The 24,703-nt window shown below is 54.1% G+C and carries 23 protein-coding genes, 2 tRNA genes and 1 pseudogene; 6 read left to right on the forward strand and 20 right to left on the reverse strand.

All coding sequences use genetic code 11. The features are described 5' to 3' along the window. The first annotated feature begins 8 nt into the window (after positions 1-8). Complete coding sequence (locus OQV00_RS17090) at positions 9-983, forward strand: PDR/VanB family oxidoreductase (RefSeq protein WP_075808842.1); 975 nt, start codon at positions 9-11, stop codon at positions 981-983. 220 nt (positions 984-1,203) lie between these two features. After that, complete coding sequence (locus OQV00_RS17095; protein ID WP_044023548.1) at positions 1,204-1,545, forward strand: hypothetical protein; 342 nt, start codon at positions 1,204-1,206, stop codon at positions 1,543-1,545. A gap of 176 nt (positions 1,546-1,721) precedes the next feature. Here OQV00_RS17095 and OQV00_RS17100 read toward each other — a convergent pair whose 3' ends face one another. The 7 genes from OQV00_RS17100 to OQV00_RS17130 all read right to left on the reverse strand — a co-directional run bounded on the left by OQV00_RS17100 (position 1,722) and on the right by OQV00_RS17130 (position 8,086). Next, complete coding sequence (locus OQV00_RS17100; RefSeq protein ID WP_048023096.1) at positions 1,722-2,042, reverse strand: hypothetical protein; 321 nt, start codon at positions 2,040-2,042, stop codon at positions 1,722-1,724. After that, positions 2,039-2,281, reverse strand: coding sequence for a hypothetical protein (locus tag OQV00_RS17105; RefSeq protein WP_004860294.1), 243 nt, complete (start codon positions 2,279-2,281; stop codon positions 2,039-2,041). The genes OQV00_RS17100 and OQV00_RS17105 overlap by 4 nt, the downstream gene beginning before the upstream one ends. 16 nt (positions 2,282-2,297) lie before the next feature. Beyond that, complete coding sequence (locus OQV00_RS17110; protein WP_004860292.1) at positions 2,298-3,023, reverse strand: DarT1-associated NADAR antitoxin family protein; 726 nt, start codon at positions 3,021-3,023, stop codon at positions 2,298-2,300. Positions 3,024-3,027: 4 nt separating this feature from the next. After that, positions 3,028-4,083 (reverse strand): DarT ssDNA thymidine ADP-ribosyltransferase family protein, encoded by a 1,056-nt coding sequence (locus tag OQV00_RS17115; protein WP_004860289.1) that lies wholly within the window; start codon positions 4,081-4,083, stop codon positions 3,028-3,030. A gap of 364 nt (positions 4,084-4,447) precedes the next feature. Beyond that, a complete protein-coding gene (locus OQV00_RS17120; RefSeq protein WP_004860286.1) occupies positions 4,448-5,470 on the reverse strand; it encodes an ABC transporter ATP-binding protein in 1,023 nt (340 codons plus the stop codon). After that, positions 5,471-7,045 carry an ABC transporter permease gene (locus tag OQV00_RS17125; protein WP_032717647.1) on the reverse strand — a complete coding sequence of 525 codons (1,575 nt, stop codon included), beginning with the start codon at positions 7,043-7,045 and terminating at the stop codon, positions 5,471-5,473. Positions 7,046-7,069: 24 nt separating this feature from the next. Then, positions 7,070-8,086, reverse strand: coding sequence for an iron ABC transporter substrate-binding protein (locus tag OQV00_RS17130; protein ID WP_004860282.1), 1,017 nt, complete (start codon positions 8,084-8,086; stop codon positions 7,070-7,072). Between the two features lie 471 nt (positions 8,087-8,557). Between OQV00_RS17130 and OQV00_RS17135 the strand changes: the two genes are divergently transcribed. Next, positions 8,558-9,004: a GNAT family N-acetyltransferase gene (locus tag OQV00_RS17135; protein WP_004860280.1), complete on the forward strand. Its 447-nt coding sequence runs from the start codon at positions 8,558-8,560 to the stop codon at positions 9,002-9,004. Between the two features lie 253 nt (positions 9,005-9,257). On the opposite strand, the gene OQV00_RS17140 is transcribed toward OQV00_RS17135, so the two are convergent. The 8 genes and pseudogenes from OQV00_RS17140 to OQV00_RS17180 form a co-directional block, all read right to left on the reverse strand. Continuing rightward, positions 9,258-10,325, reverse strand: a complete 1,068-nt coding sequence (locus OQV00_RS17140) for a hypothetical protein (RefSeq protein ID WP_015584701.1) — start codon at positions 10,323-10,325, stop codon at positions 9,258-9,260. 47 nt (positions 10,326-10,372) lie between these two features. Continuing rightward, the gene (locus OQV00_RS17145; protein ID WP_004860277.1) at positions 10,373-10,951 is read right to left on the reverse strand and encodes a hypothetical protein; all 579 of its coding nucleotides are present in this window, start codon (positions 10,949-10,951) and stop codon (positions 10,373-10,375) included. Positions 10,952-11,365: 414 nt separating this feature from the next. Further along, positions 11,366-12,352 (reverse strand): helix-turn-helix transcriptional regulator, encoded by a 987-nt coding sequence (locus OQV00_RS27170; RefSeq protein WP_404655980.1) that lies wholly within the window; start codon positions 12,350-12,352, stop codon positions 11,366-11,368. Next, positions 12,326-12,439, reverse strand: a pseudogene (locus tag OQV00_RS17160) (helix-turn-helix transcriptional regulator); the annotation flags it as partial. The pseudogene OQV00_RS17160 and the gene OQV00_RS27170, both read right to left, overlap by 27 nt. Before the next feature lie 559 nt (positions 12,440-12,998). Next, positions 12,999-16,085 carry an efflux RND transporter permease subunit gene (locus tag OQV00_RS17165; protein ID WP_266279084.1) on the reverse strand — a complete coding sequence of 1,029 codons (3,087 nt, stop codon included), beginning with the start codon at positions 16,083-16,085 and terminating at the stop codon, positions 12,999-13,001. Beyond that, positions 16,082-17,191 carry an efflux RND transporter periplasmic adaptor subunit gene (locus tag OQV00_RS17170; RefSeq protein ID WP_015584704.1) on the reverse strand — a complete coding sequence of 370 codons (1,110 nt, stop codon included), beginning with the start codon at positions 17,189-17,191 and terminating at the stop codon, positions 16,082-16,084. Before OQV00_RS17170 ends, OQV00_RS17165 begins: the two co-directional genes overlap by 4 nt. A 73-nt stretch (positions 17,192-17,264) precedes the next feature. After that, complete coding sequence (locus tag OQV00_RS17175; RefSeq protein WP_015584705.1) at positions 17,265-17,879, reverse strand: TetR/AcrR family transcriptional regulator; 615 nt, start codon at positions 17,877-17,879, stop codon at positions 17,265-17,267. Positions 17,880-18,485: 606 nt separating this feature from the next. After that, positions 18,486-18,573: transfer RNA gene (locus OQV00_RS17180), tRNA-Ser, on the reverse strand. Between the two features lie 146 nt (positions 18,574-18,719). Here OQV00_RS17180 and OQV00_RS17185 point away from each other — a divergent pair. Further along, on the forward strand, positions 18,720-19,502 hold the full coding sequence (locus tag OQV00_RS17185; protein ID WP_004860193.1) for a hypothetical protein: 783 nt from the start codon (positions 18,720-18,722) through the stop codon (positions 19,500-19,502). 155 nt (positions 19,503-19,657) lie between these two features. Here the strand turns inward: OQV00_RS17185 and OQV00_RS17190 are convergent. Together OQV00_RS17190 and OQV00_RS17195 are read right to left on the reverse strand one after the other, a co-directional pair. Continuing rightward, positions 19,658-19,745: transfer RNA gene (locus OQV00_RS17190), tRNA-Ser, on the reverse strand. Positions 19,746-19,890: 145 nt separating this feature from the next. Continuing rightward, on the reverse strand, positions 19,891-21,519 hold the full coding sequence (locus OQV00_RS17195) for an ABC transporter substrate-binding protein (RefSeq protein WP_015584707.1): 1,629 nt from the start codon (positions 21,517-21,519) through the stop codon (positions 19,891-19,893). A 268-nt stretch (positions 21,520-21,787) separates the two neighbouring features. Here OQV00_RS17195 and yccA point away from each other — a divergent pair, with 268 nt between their 5' ends. Beyond that, complete coding sequence (yccA, locus tag OQV00_RS17200; RefSeq protein ID WP_004860189.1) at positions 21,788-22,447, forward strand: FtsH protease modulator YccA; 660 nt, start codon at positions 21,788-21,790, stop codon at positions 22,445-22,447. Positions 22,448-22,535: 88 nt separating this feature from the next. Then, positions 22,536-22,865, forward strand: coding sequence for a sulfurtransferase TusE (gene tusE, locus OQV00_RS17205; protein ID WP_004860187.1), 330 nt, complete (start codon positions 22,536-22,538; stop codon positions 22,863-22,865). On the opposite strand, the gene yccX is transcribed toward tusE, so the two are convergent. The 3 genes from yccX to OQV00_RS17220 are packed head-to-tail and all read right to left on the reverse strand — an operon-like array spanning position 22,862 to position 24,558. Beyond that, positions 22,862-23,143, reverse strand: coding sequence for an acylphosphatase (yccX, locus tag OQV00_RS17210; protein WP_015584708.1), 282 nt, complete (start codon positions 23,141-23,143; stop codon positions 22,862-22,864). The genes tusE and yccX overlap by 4 nt on opposite strands. A 51-nt stretch (positions 23,144-23,194) precedes the next feature. Continuing rightward, entirely contained in the window at positions 23,195-23,983 is a 789-nt protein-coding gene (locus OQV00_RS17215) for a helix-turn-helix transcriptional regulator (RefSeq protein WP_032717635.1), read from the reverse strand. A gap of 20 nt (positions 23,984-24,003) precedes the next feature. Next, the gene (locus tag OQV00_RS17220) at positions 24,004-24,558 is read right to left on the reverse strand and encodes a kinase inhibitor (protein ID WP_044349120.1); all 555 of its coding nucleotides are present in this window, start codon (positions 24,556-24,558) and stop codon (positions 24,004-24,006) included. Between the last annotated feature and the right edge of the window lie 145 nt (positions 24,559-24,703).

Below are 24,703 nucleotides of genomic sequence, written 5' to 3' on the forward strand. Positions count from 1 at the left end.
GAAGAGTGATGAGTGACGTACTGAAGGTGGTTGTCGATGGCCTGTGGCGCGAGGGAGACAAAAGCCTCGCTATCACATTGTTAGCCCAGGACGGCAGACCGCTTCCCGGCTGGCTGCCGGGGGCGCATATTGATGTTCACCTGCCCTGCGGGATAATTCGCCAGTATTCGCTTACCGGTCCCCACGCCGAAGCGGGCGCCGACGCTTATCTGATCTGCGTTAGCCGGGAGGAGGCCTCCCGCGGCGGGTCACGTTATATTCATGAGACGCTGCGCCCGGGCCAGACGCTGCTTATCTCTCCGCCGCGCAATCTGTTTGCGCTGCAGCCTGCGCGACAGGTAACGCTGCTGGCCGCCGGCATTGGCATCACGCCGCTGTATACCATGGCGCTGTATCTCGACGCGGTGGGCACGCCGTTTGAGCTGCATTATTACGTTAAACGTCGGGAAAATGCGGCTTTTGTCGGCGAAATGGCAAAAATCATCAGCCACGGCACCTGCGTGGTCCATTGTTCAGATGAAGGGCAAAGTCCACGCACATCGTTGGCTGATACGCTGGGCGATGCGCGCGCCGACCACCATCTGTATCTCTGCGGCCCGTCGGGTTTTATGGCTACCGCCCGGCGGATTGCGGCGGAAAAAAACTGGCCCGAGGCGCAGGTTCACAGCGAAGCCTTCCAGCCGCTGAAGGTCGCCGCGGCGACCGATGGTCAGGATACGTTTACCGTCACCCTGGCGTCGTCGGGCGAGACGTGGCCGGTCCCGGGCGATAAAACCATTGCCCAGGTGCTGCAGGAACATGGCGTTGCCGTGGCGCTCTCCTGCGAAATGGGGATGTGTGGCGCCTGCCTGACCCCGCTGATGGCCGGCGAGGCCGATCATCGTGATACGGTACAGTCAGAGGCCGAGAAAGCCGCCGCCGCACAGCAGATAGCCCTGTGCTGCTCCCGCAGCCGCTCGGCCAACTTGCTGATTGATTTGTAATTTTTATCTTTCCGGAGTCTGATGATAGCGCACACCAGCCTCTCAGACGCCGGACCTGCCCTCTCCCGCGCATCACAATAAAATTTATTATAATCAGCAAGATATAAAATCATGCCATTCATTCATAATTAAGATAAAAATTATTCATTTTCTTTCTGAATCAATCATCGCCATATTTGTATGACAAATAACCCCACAGCGAACGGGCCGTGCCGATATCATGGTAACAACACTGCAAGAGAAACAGATTCAGGCGCAAAGTCTGCAGGAGCGGGGATTATTGCGGCGCGCCTTAGCGATCTGGAACGAAATAGCGCGACACGACGACAGCGAGCTGGCGCCGATAGCCCGCCAAAAGCAGCAGGAGATCGCCGCCCTGCTGGCGCAGCAAAAAGTAGAGAAAGAGGCAGCGAAATACCACTGCCGCTCCCATGTCGACGCCGATCGGCAATGGATTATGACCCATCTGCGTAACGGCATGAAGCCGAGGGAGATTGAAGGGTTAACCCGGCGTTCCAGCGCGTTTATCTACAGTTGCAAAAAGCTGCTGGCCGGAGAATAACCCCCGAGGCGACGATAGCTGGCCAGCTTTCTGGGTATTGCAGCGTCTACCGCCGTGTCCAGACAGGTGTTCAGGTTCCCCCGAAACACCAATCATAATATGGAGTTGTATCCGAAACTTTGCCAGCCAGTTCCTGGCTGGCTTTTTTTTCGCCGCCGGAATACAGCGATGGCGGCTTACTTTCCGGGGTGTTTTTCATTCAGCAGCCGGGCGTATCTGGCCCTGTTTTCTTCGTACAGCGCGTTAAACGCCTCCCGATTTTGGGGATCCATTTCCGCCAGCATCGCCTCATGTTTTTCCTGGCGCTGGATACGCTCCTGCACCGATTTCAAGGCCGCTTCCATCGCAATCAGCTCGCCGGAGAGCGCGCTCTCCAGCATTGAGCGATACAAATACTCGCGTGCCAGCGTCCCGAGCGCATTATTGGCCTGGTTGATGGCGTCGTGGGTTTTACTAAGGGATTCAGCAACGGCGGCCAGGATTTTATTCTCATTCATTTTTTCGTCTCCCCGACCGACAGCAATGCCAGCGTCTCCGTCAGACTACGGTGAAACATTTCGCGCTGGGTAATGGTCATCGCATCCACCTCTTTTTTCACAGCCTGGAGGCGCGCGTAATAGTCGTCCATCACCTCTTCCCGAATCGCCTGCTTACGCGCCTGCGGAATATCGTCAAAGGTATCTGCCGCAGAAGCGGTCGGCACAGAGATATCGCCATTGAGTCGTTGCCTTGCCATTATCGCTCCTGATTAGTTAGAAAAGAGACATATTGCGGAGATCGCCATCGCTGGTGTTGTAAATGGTGAAGCGTTCGATCAGTGCGATGAACGCATCTCGCGGGGGAATAGCCGCTGTTAACAATTGCCGCTGGCGTAGCGCGCACCACAGCGCCACGGAGTAGGCCTGGCAGTTGACCGATTTCGCCGGATTAAATTCGATATCGGTAAAGGCCGAATAGTTCAGCACCTGCTCTTTACAAGGCGAGTGGTACAGCGCGTTGAGATACAGCCAGTCATAGAACGCGCTTTTCGGCTCCAGCGGCCAGATAACCGGTTCACGCGCCTCGTTGGGCTGAAAGGAAAAGTGGGTTAAGCGCCCCGAAGTTTTGAGCACCTCCGCGCGCCGGGCCTCTTTTGGCGCCTTTCGCATCAGCTCGCGAAAGGGCCCGCGTACCGTTCCGCTATCGGTAAACACTTTCGAAGACTGGAACAGCGATTCCACGCTGATAAATTGTCCGCCGAGGCTACCGACGCCCATGTTAAAGGCGCTGAGCTGAACGCCCAGTGCATCCGGAGATTTACTGGATACTTCAAGAATCTTTGCTCCCGGCGACATCCGGGCGTAACCGTCATGCAGCGCGGCAATAGACTTTTGTTTCTGGCTGACCGCCAGACCCGGTGACCAGCTGAAATCCACGTTAACGATGTCAACCAGCGCCTCCCCTTCTCGGGTCGGGATAAAGACGGGACGAACGGCCATAAACTCACCTGAAAGAAAAATGTGAAGGGTCAACCACGATGTTCACCGTATAGTCGCGTAACCACGGCGGGATCTTATCCGCGGAATAAAAAATAACGTCACTAATAAACCAGACTGGGATCTCGCCAGAATATAAAATTTCGGCCTGGATATCATACGGGCGATCGCCGGAATCTTGATGATTATCACCGCAAAACATCGCCTGGAAAGCCTGATGTTTTTGCCGCTGCTCCACGCTGATGGCTCTGACAGCGGAAGACGCCGCGTTGTGGTGGCAAAAAATGGCTCGTTTGAGCAAAGCCCGATGATCGAATGAAGGTTGGGTGGGTCCGCTAATTAGCTCTTTTTTAATTTTGAAGATCACCCAGTCACGATCGCGCAGCCCCTGGGAATATTTGTAGAGCATTTTTTTATTCACCTCGCCTAACGACAGGGAAATCGCATCCCTTACCCCCTCCAGCCTCAGTTCATCATTATAGTGAAAACGGTGCCCACCCTCTTCGAGTCGTTGGCGGCTAATAATCCCAGATTTAAATATGCTTCTCAGATTTGACAGGTGGCTAAAGTGATATAACGAAGAAATATTTCTCCGCGGGGTAGAAGAAAAATCAATGACTCGTGCCCAGTTAAATTGCTGAATAGCATAGAAGGGTTTATTCACAATTAAGCGCATGAAATTATCATGGACATCGGACATATAAGCCGGTGCCAGGTGAGTTAATCCCGTTATTGCATAGCGCGTTAACATATACTCTTTAAACCCGTCGATATGCATAATAAGATTTAGCGCTTCCGCTATCGTAATACCGGGCGCAGCCTTATTTACATCGACCATTAACGAGCGCGGCGCCTTGTCATCCGTCGCTATGTCACCCAAAAGCATCCGCGGCTTCGTCACCGGCTTTACCGGGTCAACCTGCAGGGTATATGCTTTTCGTTTTTCAACGTCAACCAACGGCTCAGCCACCCGACTACCTGTTTTAGTAGGGGGCGTTTCTTTTTTCTTTATTACATTGCCGATAAAAACCAGAACTAAAAAAATGCCAATCACAGTCCACATATGAACTCCAGCACTATCATTATTCTCTTATTGTGCATTACCGCGCACGCCGTTACGCTTCACCGATAGCAAAGAGGAAGTGAGTGTTATCTTATTCGTATTTTTAGTTGTTCAGAGGCCCCACGGAACGTGCAAAGGATGGGTGAACGACGACTCACATTAATCGATTCATTCAGTTAACTCAAGGGCTAACGCTAGCCTGTACGCCGGCATGACGGGCGCGAAAATGCGGCGCGATTAGCCGACAGGGATCCGCAATCAGCATTTTTAGCCGCCAGACCGTGCGTGTCGATATTATTCATCCACGTCACGGTCGCCGGTAGAATAAATGACGCCAGAAATACCCTGGCGCGATTTTCATTTATTAAGGAATAAACACCCGCCCTTTACCGCTGACCTCAATATGTACCCGGCGGCCCGGCACCCAGTCCGCCCGGCTGACGGTTTTCAGGGTCAGCGTCTGCTGCGCGATCGCCAGCGTTAAAGTCGACAAATGGCCGGAAAAATCCACGTCGAGGATGGTGGCGGCACTCTCCTCATTCTGGCAAGGCGTGATCATCAGCTGTTCCGGACGCAGCATAACCCGCCCCTGCCCGGTGACATCGTCATTATCGGTCAGCAGCGCGCCAATCGCGCACTGCGCCCGTCCGCCTTGAAGCTCGGCAGGAAGCACCAGCGCATCGCCCAGAAACAGCGCCGTGGCTTCATCGGCGGGCCGCGAATAGACCTCAAACGGGGTGCCCACCTGGGTAAAGCGCCCCTGACGCATCACCGCAACCTGGCTGGCAAACGACAGCGCTTCATTCTGATCGTGGGTCACCAGAATCGCGGCGACGCCGGCCTGGGCAAGCAGGTCTGCCGTCGCCTTTCGCGTGGTGGCACGAAGCCCGGTATCGAGGGCGGAAAAAGGTTCATCCAGCAGCATCAGCGATGGCCGCTGCGCCAGCGCCCGGGCGAGGGCCACGCGCTGCTGCTGGCCGCCGGATATTTCATGCGGCCAGTGCGTGGCCAGCTGCCCATCCAGCGACACCATCTCCATCAATGCCGCGACCCGACGGCGCTTCTCCTGCCGGGAGCAATCTAAGCCCCAGGCAATATTGTCGGCGACGTTAAGGTGCGGGAACAAGGCTCCCTCCTGCGGGACGAAACCGATGCCGCGCTGATGGGCGGGAATAAAAATCCCCTCATCAAACAGCGTTCTGCCCTGCATCACGATGCGCCCGGCATCCGGCGTTTCAAACCCGGCGAGAATACGCAGCAGCGTTGTTTTTCCGGAGCCGGACGGCCCGACGATGGCCGTGCGGCTGCCGGGGGCCACCGACAGAAAAAGGTTATCCAGCACCTGAACATCGGCAAAAGATTTTGAGATCGAGGTTAATTCCAGCATTTACAGACCTGCAATTTTTTTCGACTGGTGATAGAGCACACCGGTCAACGGTAGAGAAATCGCGATCATCAGCATCGCGTAGGGCGCCGCAGCGACATAATCTATCTCGCTGGTTAGTGCCCAAAAGCCGGTGGCCAGCGTACGGGTTCCCAGCGGTGAAAGCAGCAGCGTCGCGGTCAGTTCGTTGCTGACGCCGAGAAAGACCAGAGCGGCCCCGGCCGTCGCGCCCGGCGCGGCGAGACGCAGCGTGATGCTCCACAGCGCCCGCCCCGGGCTTCTTCCCAGACTCCGCGCGACGTTTTCCAGCTCCACCGGCGCCTGGGCGATTCCCGCGCGAAGATTGATCAGCGCACGAGGCATAAACATCAGCAGGTAGGCCAGAAACAGCGTCACTTCAGTCTGATAGATGGGCCGGGCATAGTGGATGGTCACCGTAACCAGCGCCAGCGCGGTCACAATACCCGGCAGCGAACTGGTCATGTAATTGCACCCTTCAAGCAGGCGAAACAGACGATGCGGGTAGCGAATCCCCAGCCAGGCGATGGGGATACCGCAGGCGGTCGTCAGCAGCGCACCGCTGGCCCCCAGCACCAGCGTCTGGCGAAGAGAGTGCCACAGGTCGGCGTTCATCCAGTTCTCGAGGCCCCCCAACCACAGCCAGCGACACAGCACCAGCAGCGGTACCCCTAGCGCCAGCAGCACCAGCGCACCCAGCAGCGACTGTGCGGCGAGAGTCGCCATCACATTCATGCGTTTGCGTTTCTGCTCCCGCGCGGCCCCGGCGCCAATACGGGCATAGCGCGCTTTCCCCCGGGTGGCGCTCTCCAGCAGCAGGAACGCCAGGCAGCACAGCGCCAGCACGCCGGCCAGCATATTGGCCGCCGGACCGCTGAACGTGGACTGGAACTGGTCATAGATCGCGGTCGTAAAGGTATCGAAACGGATCATCGCATACAGGCCGTATTCCGCCAGCAGGTGCAGCGCCACCAGCAGCGCGCCGCCGCAAATGGCCAGCTTCAGCTGCGGTAACACCACACGGAAAAAAACCTTCCACGGCGGCGTGCCCAGCGAGGCGGCAACGTCTTCCAGCGTCGGATCCAGGCGGCGAAGCACCGCCGCGACCGGCATATAGATGAAGGGATAATAGGCAAGCACCGAGAGGAACACCCCGGAGGAGAGGCCGTGCATCGATGGCACCGCGCTGACCCAGGCATAGCTCTGAACAAACGCCGGAATCGCCAGCGGGGCAACCGCCAGCGCCGACCAGACCTGCCGCCCTGCCAGGGTCGTGCGTTCAGTCAGCCACGCGACCGTCACGCCGAGCGCAATGCACGCCGGGACGGTCAGGGCGCTGAGCCACAGCGTATTGCTGAGCAACTCCCCGACGCGCGGACGGAACACCAGCGCCTTAATGGTCTCCCATCCGGTATCAATCCCCACGGCAACGACAAAACCCGGCGGGAGGAGTGCTAATAATGAAAACAGTACCGCTAATGCAACCATCGGAAATGCAGGACGCCTGCGCTCAGGCAGGCGTCGTACTTTTTTTCCGAGTGTAATACTCAGACCAGACATAAGGTATTCACTTCACCGGAGGGATCACAGCAGGCCAGCTTGCGTCATCAGTTCGATAACTTTTTTGCTGTTCAGCGAAGAAGGCTCTACTTTCGGCGCATCCAGTTCTTTCAGCGGCGTCAGTTTCGGGTTAGAGGCGGCATCGACACCTACGGCATATTCAAAGGCATTATTGGTTCTCAGCTCATCCTGACCCTGCTTACCGGTGATCCACTTGATGAAGGCCTGCGCCTGCTCTTTATGTTTGCTGGAGGCCAGCACGCCGCCGCCGGAGATACTCACGAAAGCACCCGGATCCTGATGTTTGAAATAATACAGTTTGGTGTTTTTGCTGTTTTCACCGGTTTTGGCCTGATCGACAAAGCGATAGTAGTGGTAAATCACCCCGCCATCAATTTGCCCGGCATTGACGGCCTTCATCACGGTGCTGTTGCCTTTATAGGCCACGAAGTTGGTTTTCATCGCTTTGAGCCAGTCCAGCGTCGCTTGCTCGCCCTTCAGTGCCAGCATCGCGCTGACAATGGCCTGGAAATCAGCACCCGATGGCGATGCGGCCCAGCGCCCTTTCCATTCCGGTTTCGCCAGATCCATCAGAGAATGCGGCAGCTGAGCTTCGCTGATTTTTTCCGGGTTATAGACAAAAACGGTGCTACGCGCCGCGATGCCGATCCAGCGGCCGTGCTCAGGGCGAAATTCCGGCGCCACCTGACTTAAGGTGTCGGCGTTCAGCGGCGCGAATAATTTTGCATTGTCGACCAGGACCATTGACGGGGAGTTTTCCGTCAGGAAAACGTCAGCCGGCGAAGCCGCGCCTTCCTGCACCAGCTGATTTCCCAGCTCGCTATCACCGCCGTTACGCAGAGTCACTTTAATACCGGTTTCTTTGGTAAAGCCATCCACCCACGACTTGACCAGATTTTCATGCTGCGCGTTATAGACAACAATGCCTTCACCGCTTTCGGCCGCCAGGACCTGAGGAGCAAGAAACACAGAAGCAGCGACGAGCGCGGCGGAGCAATAAGACGACAGGCGAAAATTCATGTGCTAATCCTTAGTATTAATGGATAAATGGCCGCCGATAGCCTGGCCGGAAAGGATTAAAACACAGAGAAATGGGAATGATAATGAAAACAATTCCCATAAAATAAAAACAGTTAAAAATATTGCCCCGCATCGCTTTCTTATCTGAAAATGCTTTATTTAAAACAAGATAAAATAAAAGATTAAAACAACCTTAAGATGCGATCGTTTTTCGCGGAAAATATTAAAAATATGATCCAGATTGCATTTATGCCGCGAACAAAAATCCTACACCATCAGCTCACCGGACGCCAGCGAGCGCGAATATGCGCCACAATAGCAGCGGGTCTGCCCGCTGACGGCACGTTCAATCCTCCGCACACCCACCGCGCGCTGTGGGTGAAATGGTCAGTATTTTGTTCCCCCACAAGGTTGGTATTTACAGTGGGATAATTCGGCCTACAATAATGGGTCTTTGCCACGAGGTTTAAGATGAATATTTATCAGGCGCAACCCAAGGATGTGGATAAAATCCTGCCGCTGTTTCTTGCATATCGCGAATTTTATGATGTCGGGACCCAGCGTGAGCAGGCGCGTGATTTTATTCTGCAACGCTTACAGCTTAATGAATCGACTATTTTCTTTGCTCAAATTGCCGACAAAGTCGTGGGATTTACGCAACTGTATCCGCTGTTCTGCTCATTAGAAATGAAGCGTATCTGGTTACTGTATGACTTGTTTGTTGATCCTTCGTCCCGTAAACAGGGGGTTGCTGAAGCGCTTATCGCCCGCGCCGGGCAGTTAGCCAAAGAGTCCGACTCGGCTTTTATTATGCTCAGTACCGCAACGGATAATACGCGAGCACAAGCGCTGTATGAGAAAAATGGCTTCGTACGCGACACGGATTTCTACGTCTATAATAAGCTTCTAACTAAATAACCGCTCTCGCCGCCGCGATAATAGATCGGGATTGCGCGCCCTGCACGCTGCCAGCGAGGAATGCAGAGCAGATGCTTTGGAGGCTTAGCGCCGAATGAGCGTAGAGGGCCAGCCGCCAAATATCGCGTGGGTCCTGCGCGGCAACTGCTGAAATAACGCAGTTGCCGACTTGTGCTTCAGCTCGCGTTGACGGTTCCCCGGCCGCAGCGGGAGAGACGCTACGCGCTAACCAGGCCGATCTTTGTTGGTTGCTTCAGACCGGGCGCAAAAAGAATTTCGTCGGTGTTTTACCCTTTCCGCTGGCGAGTCGTTCATGAGGTAGGGGTTGTTGATTATCGACAATCACCATTTTGTCGCTGTCCTGGCGTTCCAGCACCAGATAAATATGATCATAACCATGGTGGGCCGTCGGGCCGCAGGTAGAACCAACATCTCCAGGTTGCTGTTGTCCAACAGGAATTTTTTGCCATTTTCTTTCATCGTGAAGATAGTTGCCCAAAGCTAATGCTTGCGTAATATCGGGAACGGCAATGCCACCTTCCTGCAAGAGATTAGCCAGATTTAACGCACAGCCGTCATGTGGCCAGCTCTCATGGGTTAGCTTAAAGAGCTCACTCGCGGCAATCTCCTGTACTTTTTCATAACGGGCTGGCGTTCTGGCAATATTTATCACCTCAATCATTTTATCTTTGTCGCTGAGCGGCCCGATACCTGCCGCGGAGAGCGTTTGGGACGATATTCGGGGCGAGAGAAATGTCTGAAATTCCTCTACGGCATCGCGCCGCACGTGGGAGATAACCTTAGTCGGGTCTTTTATCGTACCGCACCAGGCGGTGCTGATCCGCAATAATCGGGCACAATATTCCACGGCCAGGCCGTGGTCCGTTTTCATTTTAGTAATGAACGTTTCTGCCGTGTCTATGCCATGCTGTTTCGCAAAACCCAGCAGTGCCGATTGTCTGGTGCCAATACTGTCAAATGATACCTGGAAGGCTCCGGTCTCTTCGCTTTCAATGTGAGTCCGGGAACGATGATTTCCCGAATCGACGCCAGCATCCCAGCGCCAGTCCGATTCAAACCCCGCCTGCACGCGAAGCACTTCACACATCACTGCTTTTCGGTGTTTAAGGCTGGTGTAAGGCCCAAGCACACCTTTCATGACGGCATAGATATCATGAAGCTCATTTTCAGCAAAAACATCATCGGGTAACCCATCCAGAGTCTCCACCAGTTGTTGCAGAAACGCGATGGGCGGGCGACCATGTTGCGCGCTGACGGGATAGCGGGTCGTGATGAATATACGTTTGTTGATCGTCTCCATAATATTCTCCTTCATGGGTTTATTACTGCAGAGACGCGATTTCGTCTCTATTTATTTGAGGACAGGCTCTGAAACAAAGAAGAGAACTTATTCACCAGGTATGGTGCAAATAATGTCATCCCGGCAGACAGGAATTTAATAATCTCGCCAACGGATTCAGGACTTGATATTTTACCAGTCATGCCATAATCAAGTAATATTAAGGACCCAAAACCAATAAACATAAATAAAATGACCAGCATTCCTGTCAGTGCAATGAGTCGACTCGAGCTGGCTTTCATTACGGTTTCCAGAACAGGTTTGCCTGCCGGGTCATAAAGCGGTGTTTTGGTCACTGTATCAATACCATCTTTTGTTTCCTTAACTTCAGTGACGGCAGATAACTCCACATCTTCAGAAAGCGCATCCGCCAAAGACCACGTTTCAGGAAGAGAGCGGCGGATAACTAAAATAGAAACCAGCGTACCGCAGATGACAATAAAAAGTATGACAGGTAAGAAAATACATCTGTAATTTTCCTCACACAGATACTGCCCCTGTGCTGATGGTTCCCCGGCCAGGACTGAAGCAGAAAAAAAGAGCAGGCATATTGCATGTGCTGACCAGTATGTTTTGCGAGAAAACATAAATACACTCCTCATCAATATAACTTTCATTTATTATTGACATGTGAAGATAGCGTCATTCATATAATGACATCCGTTACACAGGATGCGATCTCGCCTCTTTTCGCCATTCCGGGGTTATGTGCTTCGCGCCTGTTCAGAACCACACGCCGATAGCAGTGATGGCAGAATGATGAACGAAAGACGTTTCAGGTTATTTCTCATCAAATTCCACACACCAAACACAACCCGGCGCGCTAAAAACAGTAAGACGGTCAGATAAAGATAAAACATCATTCCCGCATCCCGTAAACAGACACGGATATACTGCCGGCATGAATGACGGTAGTGAAAATCCGGTCAGCCGTATAAGCATGAGTATAATGGCGGGAATGCAACTCTCACTCATTCATATGAAGGAGTGCGTGAAATAAATCAGCCGTAAATGGCCCGGATAATGAGCAGCAATTCGGACTGATTTCGGGTATGTGTTTTCCGGTACAGCGCACTGAGATGGCTTCTGATGGTGGTGATGGATACGCCCAGATGTAGGGCGCATTCATCCGGGGTCATCCCCCTGACCAGCAGTTCTGCCACCGCATTCTCGGCGGGTTTAACATCAAACACCTCCATTAAGGCGCTGCCGCTGAGGAAAGGCTCGGGGATGATAATGCAGGCGACTCCGGGAATACGGGAGGCCGGAAGCACCAGGATCGGTTTTGCAGGGCGTCTGGTGGTGTAGCACAATCCCGCCCGGGGGGGCGCCCCGGTTCGCGTGGCCTGTTCGATGGCATGTTTCAGTTTTTTGCTGTCAGTATCCAGACTGAGTGTATCCGCGCCGGCAGACCAGACCAACCGGACGCTCGCACGCTGGTAACTTTCGGCATGGGCACTGGCGTAAAGAATTTTCCCGCTACGATCCACCAGCCAGACCGGGTAAATACCGTTATCCATAATCGCAGTTTGATACTCAATCGTGTCACGAAGTTGCTCAAATCTGGCGTGAAGCTGACTGGCGGTAATTAACGCCGGGATGAGCCGCCGAAATACGTCAAATTGTGCAGACTGCGGATAGGCGGCATCGTTGGCTGTCATCAGCGATAAATAGGTGGAATAACCGTTGACGGTACACAGCTTGACACTGGTCAGATAATTCAGGTCATTCGGGTGATGAAATTCATTGTAATAAATGCTGTTAGCAATAAATTTATCGCCTAAAAACTCCCTGTCCCTGTACATCTGCCCGACAGGCAGCCCCGTCAGTATTTTTTCAGCAGGGTCAATGGCCAGAAATACATCCCGGTAGGCCGTAAATACCTTTTCTTCAAAGAGGAAGGAATCGGTCATCAGATGCGCATTACCTTTATCATAAAAAAGTAATGCCGCGTACTGATGACCTGTCAGGAACGACAGCTTCTGCAGCGCGAGTTTCCACAGCTGGGGATCCAGCGTGGCCATCAGGATAGTTTCCAGGATCTCAAGATAAATCAGTTCCGGATCAGTGGCCATAACAACACCTGTTAATCAGTGTTTAACCTGCCTGGACGGCACATGATGCCTGCTCATTCAGCATAGACCCGGAAGATAAATCATGGCAATCCTGACAGGGAAATACAGCAACAACGCCGATCCCGTGAGTTTTACGACGTCAGGCATGGCGCAAGACTCGTGGCGATAGCATTATCTGGCGGGCATCATCTGGAAAAGCGCAAATAGCCTGCGCCAGACAGATGTTCTCGCTCAGCGGCCTATAGCCCAGCGATGGATGAGTGAATCCCTGGCGCAAGGTCAAGAACGCGTTGGCTGGAATGTGTTGGATTCGGTGCTGGTTTCGGCCATTGAATCCGTCTGACGTGCAGTCGATCGCCGGTCAGCACTCGCGGGAAGAAAAAAACCCGCAGAGATAGAGCGGGTCGATTCAAATTCAAATCCATTGCATGCAAGTAACATCACAATAACCGGGTGTTATTTTATGACTTGCATCACAAAAATACCCCTCCCCGTTCAGGGGGGAGCCTGAGGTCTCCTCCCCTCCTGGTCGGTCGCGCGCGATGCGAAGAAATACCGTTTACACCTGTGGTCGTACCGAATGGAACGGAACCTCAGGACGGATCCGGAACCAGATCGCATACATCGCCGGCAAGAAGACCAGCGTCATGATGGTGCCCCCTAACGTTCCGCCAATCAGCGTATAAGCGAGGGTCCCCCAGAACACCGAATGGGTCAGGGGAATAAACGCCAGCACAGCGGCCATTGCCGTCAGGAGTACGGGTCTTGCCCGCTGTACCGTAGCTTCTATCACCGCATGGTACGGGTCGAGGCCTTGCCTCTCGTTATGATGGATTTGGCCGATAAGAATCAGCGTATTACGCATAAGGATCCCCGAAAGCGCGATCAACCCGACAAGAGCATTGATGCCAAACGGTTGATTGAAAAGCAGCAGCGCAGGAACCACGCCGATCAGCCCCAGCGGAGCGGTAAGAAACACCATCACCATGGCTGACATTGAACGTACCTGCAGAATGATGATCAGCAGCGTCAGGGCGATCATGATGGGGAACAACGGCGCCATCGCCTGAGTGGCTTTGCCCGATTCCTCAATCGAGCCCGCCATGTCGATACGGTATCCGGGCGGGAGCGAATCAATAATCGGCTGTAGCTGCTTCATGAGGGCGGCAGAAACGTCCGGCGGCTGAAGATTATCGGCAATGTCCCCCCGCACGGTAATGGTGGGCGTTCGATCGCGACGACGCAGTAGCGGGTCTTCCATTCTCACCTCCACCTCGCCGATTTGCGCCAGAGGAATGCGCTGTCCCGCCTTGCCCACCAGGGTAAGCCCCTCAATTTTCGCCGGATCCAGACGTATATCACCGGCGGCGCGCCCCGTTACCTGCACCGAGCGAATATCTTCCCGTACCGAGGTAATGGGAATACCCGATAACAGGAACTGGAGCTGTTGGGCCACGGCATTCGACGTTAAACCGGTTGCCTGCAGACGGTCCTGATCGAGGATGAAATGTAAGGCTGGTACCTTTGTCCCCCAGTCGGTATTGACGGTCCTCATCATCGGGCTTGCCTGCAGCACAGCCTTAACCTTATCGGCGATGTCGCGCAATTTATCGCTATCTGGCCCCATCACCCGCCATGCCACCGGGAAAGGTGAATACGGGCCAAACACCAGTTGCGTTACGCGAACGCGCGCTTCTGGCGCCAGTCCGCTGGCGACGGCTTCGCGCAGTCGAAGTTTGAGCGCATCGCGTGATTGCTGGCTGTCCGTCAACACCACTATTTTGGCAAACGACGGGTCGGGTAGCTCGGGGGCCATCGCCAGATAAAAGCGCGGTGAGCCCTGGCCGATGTAGGCGGTAACAATTTTCGCTTCCGGCTGTTTTTGCAACCACGCCTCTATTTTGGCCGCCGCTGCGCTGGTCTGCCCAATCGAGGTGCCATAGGGCATCTGCACTTCGACCAGAACTTCCGGCCGGTCAGAGGTGGGGAAAAATTGTTTTTTCACCAGCCCCATTCCGAGAACGGCCAGAACGAAAATAGCGACGACGGAACCGGCCACTCCCCATTTGCTTGCGATAACGCGGGCCAGCATACGGCGGAAGCGGTTATAGCGCGGCGTGTTATAGATCGTGGCATGGCCGCCTTCCACTTTTACAATATCCGGCAGCATCTTCACGCCCAGATACGGCGTGAAAACAACGGCAACCAGCCACGAGGCGATCAGGGCGAGGCCGACAATCCAGAACATATTGCTGGTGTATTCTCCGGCCGTAGACTGCGCAAAACCATTTGGCATAAAGCCAATGGCTGTCACCAGCGTTCCTGCCAGCATTGGCGCGGCGGTATGGCTCCAGGCGTAGGCCGAAGCTTTAATTCTGTCGTAGCCCTCCTCCATTTTCACCACCATCATTTCGATGGCGATAATGGCATCATCGACCAGCAGGCCGAGAGCAAGAATAAGCGAGCCGAGGGTGACGCGGTCAAAATTGATACCGGAGGCTTCCATCACCACAAAAACAATCGCCAGCGTCAGGGGGACCGCCGCCGCGACCACAACGCCCACGCGCCACCCCATGCTGACAAAACAGACCATCATAACGACCAGCAGGGCGGCGAAGAATTTGATCATGAACTCGTCGACCGACGCGCCGATATTCACCGACTGATCGGTGACTTTCGTCAGGGTCAGCCCCAGCGGCATAGCCGCATTGATTTTTGCCGCTTCGGCATCCAGCGCTTTACCTAACGCCAGACCATTCCAGCCTTCGCGCATGACAATACCGAGCAGCAGCGCTGGTTCAGACTGGTTACGAATCTGCAGCGTAGGAGGATCTTCATAACCTCGTTCCACCGTTGCCACGTCGGATAGCTTGAGCGTTTTACCCTGAGCGATAAATGGCGTATCGCGGATCTTCTGCAATTCGTCGAAAGCGCCATCGAGGCGAATAAAGATCTGCGCGCCGCGAGTCTCGATGGAGCCCGCCGGGGTTAAGGCGTTCTGGCTGTTAAGCGCATTGAAAATATCCTGCGGAGAGAGTCCCATCGTAGCCAGACGCTCATGCGAGAAAGAGATATAAATCCGTTCAGCCTGCTCGCCGATAATATTGACTTTCTTCACGCCAGGGACGTGCAGGAGCTGCTGGCGTAATGTTTCGGCATCACGAACCAACAGGCGCTGCGGCTCCCCTTTCGCTTTCAGCGCAAAGAGCGCGAAAGTCACGTCGGCGAATTCATCATTGATCATCGGCCCGGTCACGCCAGCGGGGAGATTTTTGGCCTCATCCCCAAGCTTTTTTCGCGCCTGATAGAACTCTTCCTGCACCTGAGATGGCGGCGTGCTGTCCTGCAATGAGAGCGTGATAAATGCCATGCCGGGGCGGGTATAGGTTTCCGTACGGTCATACCATTTGAGCTCCTGCAGACGTTTTTCCAGCGGCTCGGCAACCTGATCCTGAATTTCCTGCGCGGTCGCCCCTGGCCAGACGCTGATAATGGTCATCTGTTTGACCGTAAAGGGCGGATCTTCCGCTCGCCCAAGGCCAAAAAACGAATAAATACCGGCTATCGTAATCAGAATAATCAAAAACAGCGTGATCGAGCGCTCGCGCACCGCAAGCGCTGACAGATTGAAGCGTTTTGCGCTCATGGTTTGCTCCCCGCATGGGCAGCATCGCGTGGTTCAGCAAGTCGGACAGACTCGCCTTCATGCAGAAGATGCGCCCCTAGCGCCACAATCTTCTCGCCCGGCCGCAGATCGCCAGTCACCTGCACCGCTTCCGCACCTACGCTAAGCACCTTCACCGGCTGCCAGACGACCTTTGTCGGCCGCGCGGAAATGCGCCAGATACCGGGCCCTTTGCCCGCATCGTACAGAGCAGCCAGCGGAACCTGCATCACCGGGCGCTCCCCGCTATTTTTTTGGATTTGCAGCGTCACGGTCGACCCCAGCGGGGCGTTCGCCAGCGGCCCTTCCAGCACGTACCGCGCCTCGAATGTGCGGGTCGTCGCATCGGCCGAATCCGAAAGCAGCCGCAGTCTGGCAACGACAGGCTCTGTTTCGTTGCCATAGCGCGTAGCCTGAGCTTCGCTGCCGATGGCGGGACGCAACGTCTCCGGTAGCTGCACCAGCGCCTCGCGCTGCCCCGCTCTCGCCAACCGGATCACCGCCTGTCCGGCGCTGACGACCTGACCGGGTTCGCCGAGGGTCTCCATCACCACGCCGTCGGAATCGGCCAGCAGCACGGCATAGCCCGTCGCGTTTTGCGCCACGTTTGCCTGAGCCTGGGCGGCGCTGAGCTCCGCTTTAGCCGAATCGGCCGCCGCTTTAATCTGGTCATACTCTGACGCGGATACGGCGCCAGAGGCAACGAGGCCACGATAGCGCGCCTCATCACTGATTGCTTTTCTTGCGCGTGCCCTGGCGGCATCAACGGCCTGTTGCTGCGCCAGCGCCTGCAGCTTCAGGTCAACAGGGTCCAGTCGCATCAATGGCTGACCACGTTTAACGCTCTGGCCAGTATCCACAAAACGTTCGAGGATCTTACCCTGCACCCTGAAACCAAGATCGCTTTGCGTTCGTGCTACCACCACGCCGGTAAAGCTCCGGGAAGTGGTGTTCGCGAGTTCAACGGACCCGGCTCTGACGAGCGGCGGCCGCGTGCGCGGATCGTCATTAGCGGAATTGTCGCCGCAGGCCCCCAGGATGAACGGCAGGAGGCAAACGGCAAGGCGGGCTGAATTAAGCCTGAGCATGGGAACCTTATTGCATTAGCAGAATGGTATCCGCATTCTCAGACCAGTGACCAATAAAGTCAATGGTCACAAATCAGGGGGCCAGGCTTCTTAAAATCAGTGAAGAAAGCAGTACCGCTGCTTTGGGAGCCGCTTCGAGATTAAACTGCAGCTGGACGGGGTTAACGAAAGGACACATCACCAGATATACCGCGTGCGTGGCTTCATCCAGCGGCGTTTTTCTTTCAAACTCCCCGTTCTTCCTGCCTTCAAGCAGAATGCCCTCAATCAGCTTCATCAGATGTTCTGTATACTTTTCCGTCGCAGGCCACCGGTCCCGTGCGGCTACGGCGGCAATGTCGTAAAGCTTACGATCGTGGAAAAACAGCTCGCTCCCCGCTTCGGTGAGCGCCCCGAAGAGACGACGGAGTTTCTCGCTGGCTGACGGCGCATCGGCTATTGCCGAATGCACGGCCTCCATGATCAACGACAGACGGTTAGCGCAGATCACCTCGCCGATAGCCTGTTTAGAATCAAAAAATTTATAGATATAAGCCTTTGAAAAACCTATAGATTTAGCAAGATCTGCCACGGTGGTTTTTTCGTAGCCGTAGTGGCCGAAATGCTCAAAAGCAGCTTCGACAATTTGCTCTCGGACGCTGTGATCAAGTGGACCACGTGATGATGGGACGTTCATATTCTTAGTCATTTTTTCAGCTTAGCGTGATAGCCATTGATTGAAATTTGTGACCACATTGGAATTTAGTCACCTTTCCGGCTAGTTTCAAGGTCGCGCAATGTTATCCTCGCCGGCGACGCTACCTGCGCAGCGCATCTGTTCGCTGCGGGATATGCTGGCGGATCGGTTCGAATGCTCCAGTACCGAAATTGTACCAGACAAATACCTTTGCCAATAAAAGTGCCGAATCCCTATATGAAAGCTTATCTCAATGACAGAAGTGAATGCCCCGCGGGAATGGTCTCTGCTTTTCATCAATGCGAGCAAGCAGTAAGGCGATACGTTGCAATCTATCCATAACAGATAAGTTCCCTGGGAGGGGTTATTCCGGGCCAGGCAAGATAGTCACTATCGCTGAGCAGGATGCTCTACTTTTGGCGCCTGATAGCAGACTGGATGAACGGGTGATGCCGGGAAACGGCGAATAGACAACGGCCCGGAACTCAGTTCGCGGCCCCGGCGCAGCAGGGTCAAGAGCGTGGCGTCCTGAGCGCCTCACAATGGAGGCGATGTTACTGATGGGGAAACGACCCCAAAGCAAAAAGGGGTTACCTTTCGGTAACCCCTTTTTTTATTTGGCGGAAGCGTAGAGATTCGAACTCTAGAACCCTTTCGGGTCGCCGGTTTTCAAGACCGGTGCCTTCAACCGCTCGGCCACGCTTCCAGAATGACGCGCACTATAAACACCTCTTAGCGCTATGTAAAGCAGGAATTTATCGAACGCGGAGGTTTCTCTCGCAATGGCGCAAAAAACGAGCAATGCGCTAACATCGTTATTTACAACGGCGCCCATAGAGAAGGTTCGCCGATATGAAAAGGGTCAACGCCTTAGCTATTTTGGCGTTTATATTATTGCTCCCCTCTGAAGCATCGGCTCAATATCCTGCATTTGCGGCATTCACCCCACCGTCGAAAGAATATGTGGTGCAAAGCGATCTGAGTGAAGTCACTAACTTACCCAACGTGCCTGCACAGGGTGGCCGGGGGATCTGTTACGCCGCCTCTGCGGCAGTCATGCTTACTGCAGAAAACGGCCTCAAATTACCTGAGGATTGTACTCGCTATACGCCAGACAAGATTTTTTCACCTTACGGGCTGGTAAAACCTTTTGGTGAAGAGGATTCAGGAAGTCATGAGCCTCTTGCAGATGAAGGCGGGAGTGCAATAAATGCCTTAAATTATGCCGCATATGTCGCGTTCGGTAACCCATCACTGGAGTGCTCGTCAAAAGATAAAACGATGCCTGATTTCGCCGATAACGATGATGGTGGTATTCGGGAATATACAATGTGGAATCAGGTTTATAATATTTACGAAAACCTCACAAACACAGTTCAAAAAATAAACTTTAATTGTCAGGCATGCATTGAGAATTTTTTTCATACTCACAAAACAGCATTCTCAACCTTAAAGAAAATATTTCCCAATATAAAACAGGAGTCGGTCAGTTTTCTCAGGCTCATGCGGGAACCTACTTATCGCGACTTCGTGGTTAAACTTACCGTGCCGATGAAATGCCAGCGGAAATCCGTGCATAGAGGTTCTGAAGGTTATAAACAGCTGGGGAGAATCCTGGCAAAAAGAAGTCAATGATGGCTGGGTGCAAGCAAAGCCTCTGCTGGATAGCACACGTTACGCTGAATCTATGATGGGCTGGCGCAGTGACAAGACCAGGCCCTGACAGCAAGATTCCGCAGTATAGACAAAAAAAATCCCGCGATATTTCTATCGCGGGATTTTTTTGTATCTGGCGGAAGCGTAGAGATTCGAACTCTAGAACCCTTTCGGGTCGCCGGTTTTCAAGACCGGTGCCTTCAACCACTCGGCCACACTTCCGTAATGAGGCGCACTATAAACAGCTACTTGCGTCGTGTAAAGCCAGCAACCGTTCACTTGCTTCAAAAATAACCAAAATGCTGTTAATCGGTTGAATCAACAACAGATTGACCGTTTTTTCAGCACAAAATCTTACCCCTGAGCGTTAGTGCTTTTTGATGTACATATCTTTGGTGAAGTAGTATCCCAGCTTATCCGGCGTAAATCCCCCCACCCACGGTTTTACCAGGTGGGTACGAACATAGTGATAAACCGGAACCGCCGGCACATCTTTCGCCAGCAGATCCTCTGCCTGCTGGTAGTACTTACCGCGCGTCACCCCATCTGACGCTTTGGCGGCGTTCTTTAAGGCTTCATCATAGGCAGGATTGCTGTACTGGCTGGTATTCTCACTGTCGCCGGTGCGGAAGTTATTCAGGAAAGTGGCGGCATCGTCATAATCGGCAATCCACGCATAGCGCACCGCATCAAAATTGTGCGTGTGCATGGTGTCGAGCATCGTCTTCCACTCCTGGTTTTGCAGCTTCGCCTCCACGCCGAGATTTTTCTTCCACATCGAACTGGCGGCAATCGCCACGCGCTGGTGTGATTCCGATGTGTTGTACAGCAGATTAAACACCAGCGGGTGACTATCTGAGTATCCCGCTTCGCTCAGCAGTTTTTTGGCTTCGGCAATGCGTTTCTCGCGCGGCCAGCTGGCGTATTCCGGATTTTGCAGTTTTACGCCGCCGATATCAGGCTGGCTAATCAGCCAGGCCGGGCGTTGTCCCTGCCCCAGTACTTTTTCCGCAATGATGTCTTTATCCAGTGCCATGTTCAGCGCCAGCCGGACACGCGGATCGTTAAATGGCGGCCTGGTGGTGTTGAACTCGTAATAATAGGTCGCCAGCTGCGGCGACACATTCAGCTGATCGCCCATGGTCTTTTTAAGCTGCGCGAACTGGTTAATCGGTACCGTATAAACAATATCGATTTCACCCGCTTTATAACGGTTAACGTCCGCCGCTTCTGAATGAATCGGCAGCCAGGTCACTTTATTGATTACCGTATGCTGATTGTCCCAATAACGCGGGTTACGTTCGGCCACGATGCGCTCGTTAACGACCCACGCAGACAGCTTATATGGACCGCTGGTCACGATATGCTCCGGTTTGGTCCACTGTTCGCCAAAGCGGTTTACCAGCACTTTATCAATCGGAACCAGCGAAGGGTGCGCCAGCATCGCTAAAAACGCCGCGTTCGGCTGGGTTAATGTAACTTCCAGCGTCGCATCATCCACCGCCTTCACCCCCAGCGTCTCCGGCGCTTTTTTCCCTTCGGCAATCTCCTTCGCGTTCACAATATGCATATTGCCCGGGTAGCTGGAATAAGGTGATGCCGTCAGAGGAGAGACCAGTCGCTGCCAGCTCCAGACAATATCCTGAGCGGTAATGGCGGTTCCGTCCGACCAGGTAATGCCCGGACGTAAATGGAAGGTCCAGACGGTGTTCTCTTTATTTTCCCACTTTTCCGCCAGCCGCGGCTGTATTTCACCAGCCGGTGAGACGCTGACCAGCCCTTCGAAAAGATCGCTGATAATATTAAACTCAACGTCACTCTCGACCTTATGCGGATCCAGTGATGCCGGCTCGCTGCCGTTATTTCTTACCAGTTCCTGCTTCTCTGCCAGCACCGTCCCGGGGGGAACCTGAGCGGCAAATACCGTGGCCGTCGTGCAGAGTAAACCGAGAGCCAGCACTGCTTGCGTGATGTGATTGTATTTTTGTGATTTCATATCCCTTGCCTTTATTACGCTTCGTTTGTACCCTCTCCACACTTAGCCACAGAACGGCAATAACGCAATATTTTTCAGTAACCTATCAGATTCCGATCTGGTTCCTGAAGCCAAACACACAAACTCACCACCTTTCCATTATTTATTAGCATAATATGCTGCGTGATTGCCTCGGGGGTCTAAGTAAAGATGGGTAAAAGCACTATGGCTTCCGTCGTGGTTTTTTTATGCTTCATTATTAATTACATCTGTCATAAGAGAGTGACTCATGGATCGTATTATTACGTCGTCGCGTGACCGTTCATCGCTGCTCAGTACGCATAAAGTTCTGCGGAACACCTATTTCCTCCTCAGTCTGACGCTGGCATTTTCCGCCATTACGGCAACGGCCAGCACGGTGCTGATGCTGCCTTCTCCAGGACTGATTCTGACGCTGGTGGGTATGTATGGTCTGATGTTCCTGACCTATAAACTGGCCAATAAGCCGACAGGTATTCTGGCGGCCTTCGCTTTCACCGGCTTCCTGGGTTATATCCTTGGGCCAATGCTCAACGCCTATCTGTCTGCGGGTATGGGTGACCTGATTGGTCTGGCGCTGGGCGGTACCGCTCTGGTGTTCTTCTGCTGCTCGGCCTATGTGTTGACCACCCGTAAAGACATGTCCTTCCTCGGCGGAATGCTGATGGCAGGCGTAGTGGTGGTGCTGATCGGTATGGTTGCTAACATCTTCCTGCAGCTGCCGGCTCTGCACCTGGCCATCAGCGCGGTGTTTATCCTGATTTCTTCAGGCGCAATCCTGTTTGAAACCAGCAATATCATCCGCGGCGGTGAGACCAACTATATCCGCGCTACCGTCAGCCTGTACGTGTCGCTGTACAACATCTTCGTCAGCCTGCTGAGCATCCTTGGCTTCGCAAGCCGGGACTAACCTCTGCCGACGCCGTACTCAGGCCCCGCTTATGCGGGGCCTTATTTTTTGCTACACTGCGGCCAGTCTGAACGGTATGTGAAGAATTATGTTTATCTTTGAAGGCAACGAAATTGAGACCGATAGCGAAGGCTATCTGAAAGAGACGACACAGTGGAACGAAGCCATGGCGGAAGTTATCGCCGGGCAGGAGGGCATTACGCTTTCCGTTGAACACTGGGAAGTGGTGCGTTTTGTGCGCGAATTTTATCTGGAATTCAACACATCGCCCGCCATTCGCATGTTAGTAAAGGCGATGGCGAATAAGTTTGGCGAAGAGAAAGGCAACAGCCGCTATCTCTATCGCCTGTTCCCGAAAGGACCGGCTAAACAGGCCACCAAAATTGCCGGCCTGCCTAAACCGGTGAAATGCATCTAATAGAGGATGGCAAATTTTTGCCACTCTCTGGTGGGTTGATGAGGCTCAGTATTGACCCTGTCAACCCGCGCACTGCGCGGCCCGCCGGCGTTTAGCCAGGCGATAAGTGCCGCAACCTGGTCTTCTTCCCCGCAGGCCAGCACCTCCACGCTGCCATCATCAAGATTACGTGCATAGCCCGTCAGCCCAAGGCGTAGCGCCTCCCGCTGCGTCGAGTAGCGAAACCCCACGCCCTGAACCGAGCCATATACCCATGCCATTGTGCAGATTGTCGCCATCGTTACACTCCTTTTTTGGCCTGCCCTGAAGCACAGAATAGCAAATTCTCGTCAGCGCACATGCTTCGGCAACAGGCCATAGTGTTGACGAAAACGCGCGGTAAAGCGTGACCCGGACTGATAGCCGCTGTTGAGTGCGATCTCACCTATAGGCAGCGACGTTGACTGCAGCTGGCCTAAGGCGTACGCCATACGAACCTCTTCAACGATCAGGCGAAAACTTTGCGATTCCTGCTGTAAACGGCGGCGCAGAGTCGACTCCCCCAGAAACAACATCCTGGCCACCCGAGGAACGCTCCACGCTTCCGCCGGCGACAGCATGATAATTTGCCGTACCTGGCCGGTCAGATCCTGCTGTCTTTCGTTTAATAGCGGTCCGGCATATCCCGCCTGCTGCAATGCCAGCAGCAGCCCCATCGCCTGATGATGCTGCAGCTCCGTCGAGAGTCCCCCTCTCACCGCTTGCAACACGTTCTGCCACATAAACGACAGCTCCGGGGTCATCGGCGCGCATAGTGATGTCAGCCGGCCGGGCGGCGACTCGCTCATGTAACGTGCTTTAAAATCCGCGAGCAGGTCTGCGGTCAACGAGAGCAGGTCGGAACAAAATAGCCCATTGTCCGGCTGATTAATGACCTCAAGCTCAAGGTCGGCGGGCAAAATAATCAGCTGCTGCGGGGTGACCTGCATCTGACTGGCCCCCTGCACGATGATTTTACTTCCACGATTGACCCGACACAGCGCAGGCGAAAAAAGCCTGACGCGGTGCAGTTTATATAATCGCCGGGAGGTGATTTCTGCCGCCGATAACGCGTTATGCTGAAAGTGAATATTCCGCATTTGAGCTCTCTGTCTGTCGTTTAGCGTCCTGACATGGCCGTCAGCCGGGCGCTGGCGATAGCATGGCTGCGCAGCATAAAGCCCACCAACGCGCCGCTGGCCTGTGCATCAATCGGTAAAGTCGGCGTATTCAGCGCCCATACCGTAAAGTGGTAATGATGAGGCTTATCCCCGGGCGGAGGACACGCTCCGCCAAAGCCCGCATAGCCGAAGTCATTTCGCCCCTGCACGGCACCTGCAGGCAGTTTAGCGTTGTTTTTATCTCCGGCACCAGTCGCCAGGCTGGAAACCGTCGACGGTATGTTCACAACCGTCCAGTGCCACCACCCGCTTCCGCTGGGGGCATCCGGGTCGTAGGCGGTCACCGCAAAACTGCGGGTGCCCGTCGGCGCATGTTCCCAGACCAGCTGGGGCGAGACATTCCCCCCGCGACAGCCAAAACCATTAAACTGTTGGGATGCCGCCAGGCTATCCCCTTCGCGCATGTCGCTGCTGGTGACGCGAAATGGCGCCGCTGCCGCGCTGGTACTGATAACCGCAATTAAGATTGCCGCTAACCGGGATCCTGTTTTCATCGTATTTTCCTCCGTTGGGTGAGGAATCACTGTAAGATCGCGGGAAGGTTTTTATTGTGCCAAAGCGCCTGCGTTTTGTGCCGAAACGCTCACCTGTCGGCGCAGGTGGAATGATGCTTGCGCCGGTCACTTGTGCTAACCTACG

Source organism: Klebsiella sp. DY2415 (assembly GCF_026314315.1).
In the GTDB taxonomy this organism is placed as follows: domain Bacteria; phylum Pseudomonadota; class Gammaproteobacteria; order Enterobacterales; family Enterobacteriaceae; genus Klebsiella; species Klebsiella ornithinolytica.

Excerpts from the sequence above, each read along its gene's own strand:
- OQV00_RS17215 (WP_032717635.1), bottom strand. The coding sequence starts at position 23,983 with ATGCGGAATATTCACTTTCAGCATAACGCGTTATCGGCGGCAGAAATC.
- OQV00_RS17130 (WP_004860282.1), bottom strand. The coding sequence starts at position 8,086 with ATGAATTTTCGCCTGTCGTCTTATTGCTCCGCCGCGCTCGTCGCTGCT.
- OQV00_RS17140 (WP_015584701.1), bottom strand. The coding sequence starts at position 10,325 with ATGGAGACGATCAACAAACGTATATTCATCACGACCCGCTATCCCGTC.
- OQV00_RS17145 (WP_004860277.1), bottom strand. The coding sequence starts at position 10,951 with ATGTTTTCTCGCAAAACATACTGGTCAGCACATGCAATATGCCTGCTC.
- OQV00_RS17115 (WP_004860289.1), bottom strand. The coding sequence starts at position 4,083 with ATGTGGACTGTGATTGGCATTTTTTTAGTTCTGGTTTTTATCGGCAAT.
- OQV00_RS17165 (WP_266279084.1), bottom strand. The coding sequence starts at position 16,085 with ATGAGCGCAAAACGCTTCAATCTGTCAGCGCTTGCGGTGCGCGAGCGC.
- OQV00_RS17120 (WP_004860286.1), bottom strand. The coding sequence starts at position 5,470 with ATGCTGGAATTAACCTCGATCTCAAAATCTTTTGCCGATGTTCAGGTG.
- OQV00_RS17110 (WP_004860292.1), bottom strand. The coding sequence starts at position 3,023 with ATGGCCGTTCGTCCCGTCTTTATCCCGACCCGAGAAGGGGAGGCGCTG.
- tusE (WP_004860187.1), top strand. The coding sequence starts at position 22,536 with ATGTTTATCTTTGAAGGCAACGAAATTGAGACCGATAGCGAAGGCTAT.
- OQV00_RS17125 (WP_032717647.1), bottom strand. The coding sequence starts at position 7,045 with ATGTCTGGTCTGAGTATTACACTCGGAAAAAAAGTACGACGCCTGCCT.
- OQV00_RS17135 (WP_004860280.1), top strand. The coding sequence starts at position 8,558 with ATGAATATTTATCAGGCGCAACCCAAGGATGTGGATAAAATCCTGCCG.
- yccX (WP_015584708.1), bottom strand. The coding sequence starts at position 23,143 with ATGGCGACAATCTGCACAATGGCATGGGTATATGGCTCGGTTCAGGGC.
- yccA (WP_004860189.1), top strand. The coding sequence starts at position 21,788 with ATGGATCGTATTATTACGTCGTCGCGTGACCGTTCATCGCTGCTCAGT.
- OQV00_RS17100 (WP_048023096.1), bottom strand. The coding sequence starts at position 2,042 with ATGAATGAGAATAAAATCCTGGCCGCCGTTGCTGAATCCCTTAGTAAA.
- OQV00_RS17185 (WP_004860193.1), top strand. The coding sequence starts at position 18,720 with ATGAAAAGGGTCAACGCCTTAGCTATTTTGGCGTTTATATTATTGCTC.
- OQV00_RS17105 (WP_004860294.1), bottom strand. The coding sequence starts at position 2,281 with ATGGCAAGGCAACGACTCAATGGCGATATCTCTGTGCCGACCGCTTCT.
- OQV00_RS17220 (WP_044349120.1), bottom strand. The coding sequence starts at position 24,558 with ATGAAAACAGGATCCCGGTTAGCGGCAATCTTAATTGCGGTTATCAGT.
- OQV00_RS17195 (WP_015584707.1), bottom strand. The coding sequence starts at position 21,519 with ATGAAATCACAAAAATACAATCACATCACGCAAGCAGTGCTGGCTCTC.
- OQV00_RS17090 (WP_075808842.1), top strand. The coding sequence starts at position 9 with ATGAGTGACGTACTGAAGGTGGTTGTCGATGGCCTGTGGCGCGAGGGA.
- OQV00_RS17170 (WP_015584704.1), bottom strand. The coding sequence starts at position 17,191 with ATGCTCAGGCTTAATTCAGCCCGCCTTGCCGTTTGCCTCCTGCCGTTC.
- OQV00_RS17175 (WP_015584705.1), bottom strand. The coding sequence starts at position 17,879 with ATGACTAAGAATATGAACGTCCCATCATCACGTGGTCCACTTGATCAC.
- OQV00_RS17095 (WP_044023548.1), top strand. The coding sequence starts at position 1,204 with ATGGTAACAACACTGCAAGAGAAACAGATTCAGGCGCAAAGTCTGCAG.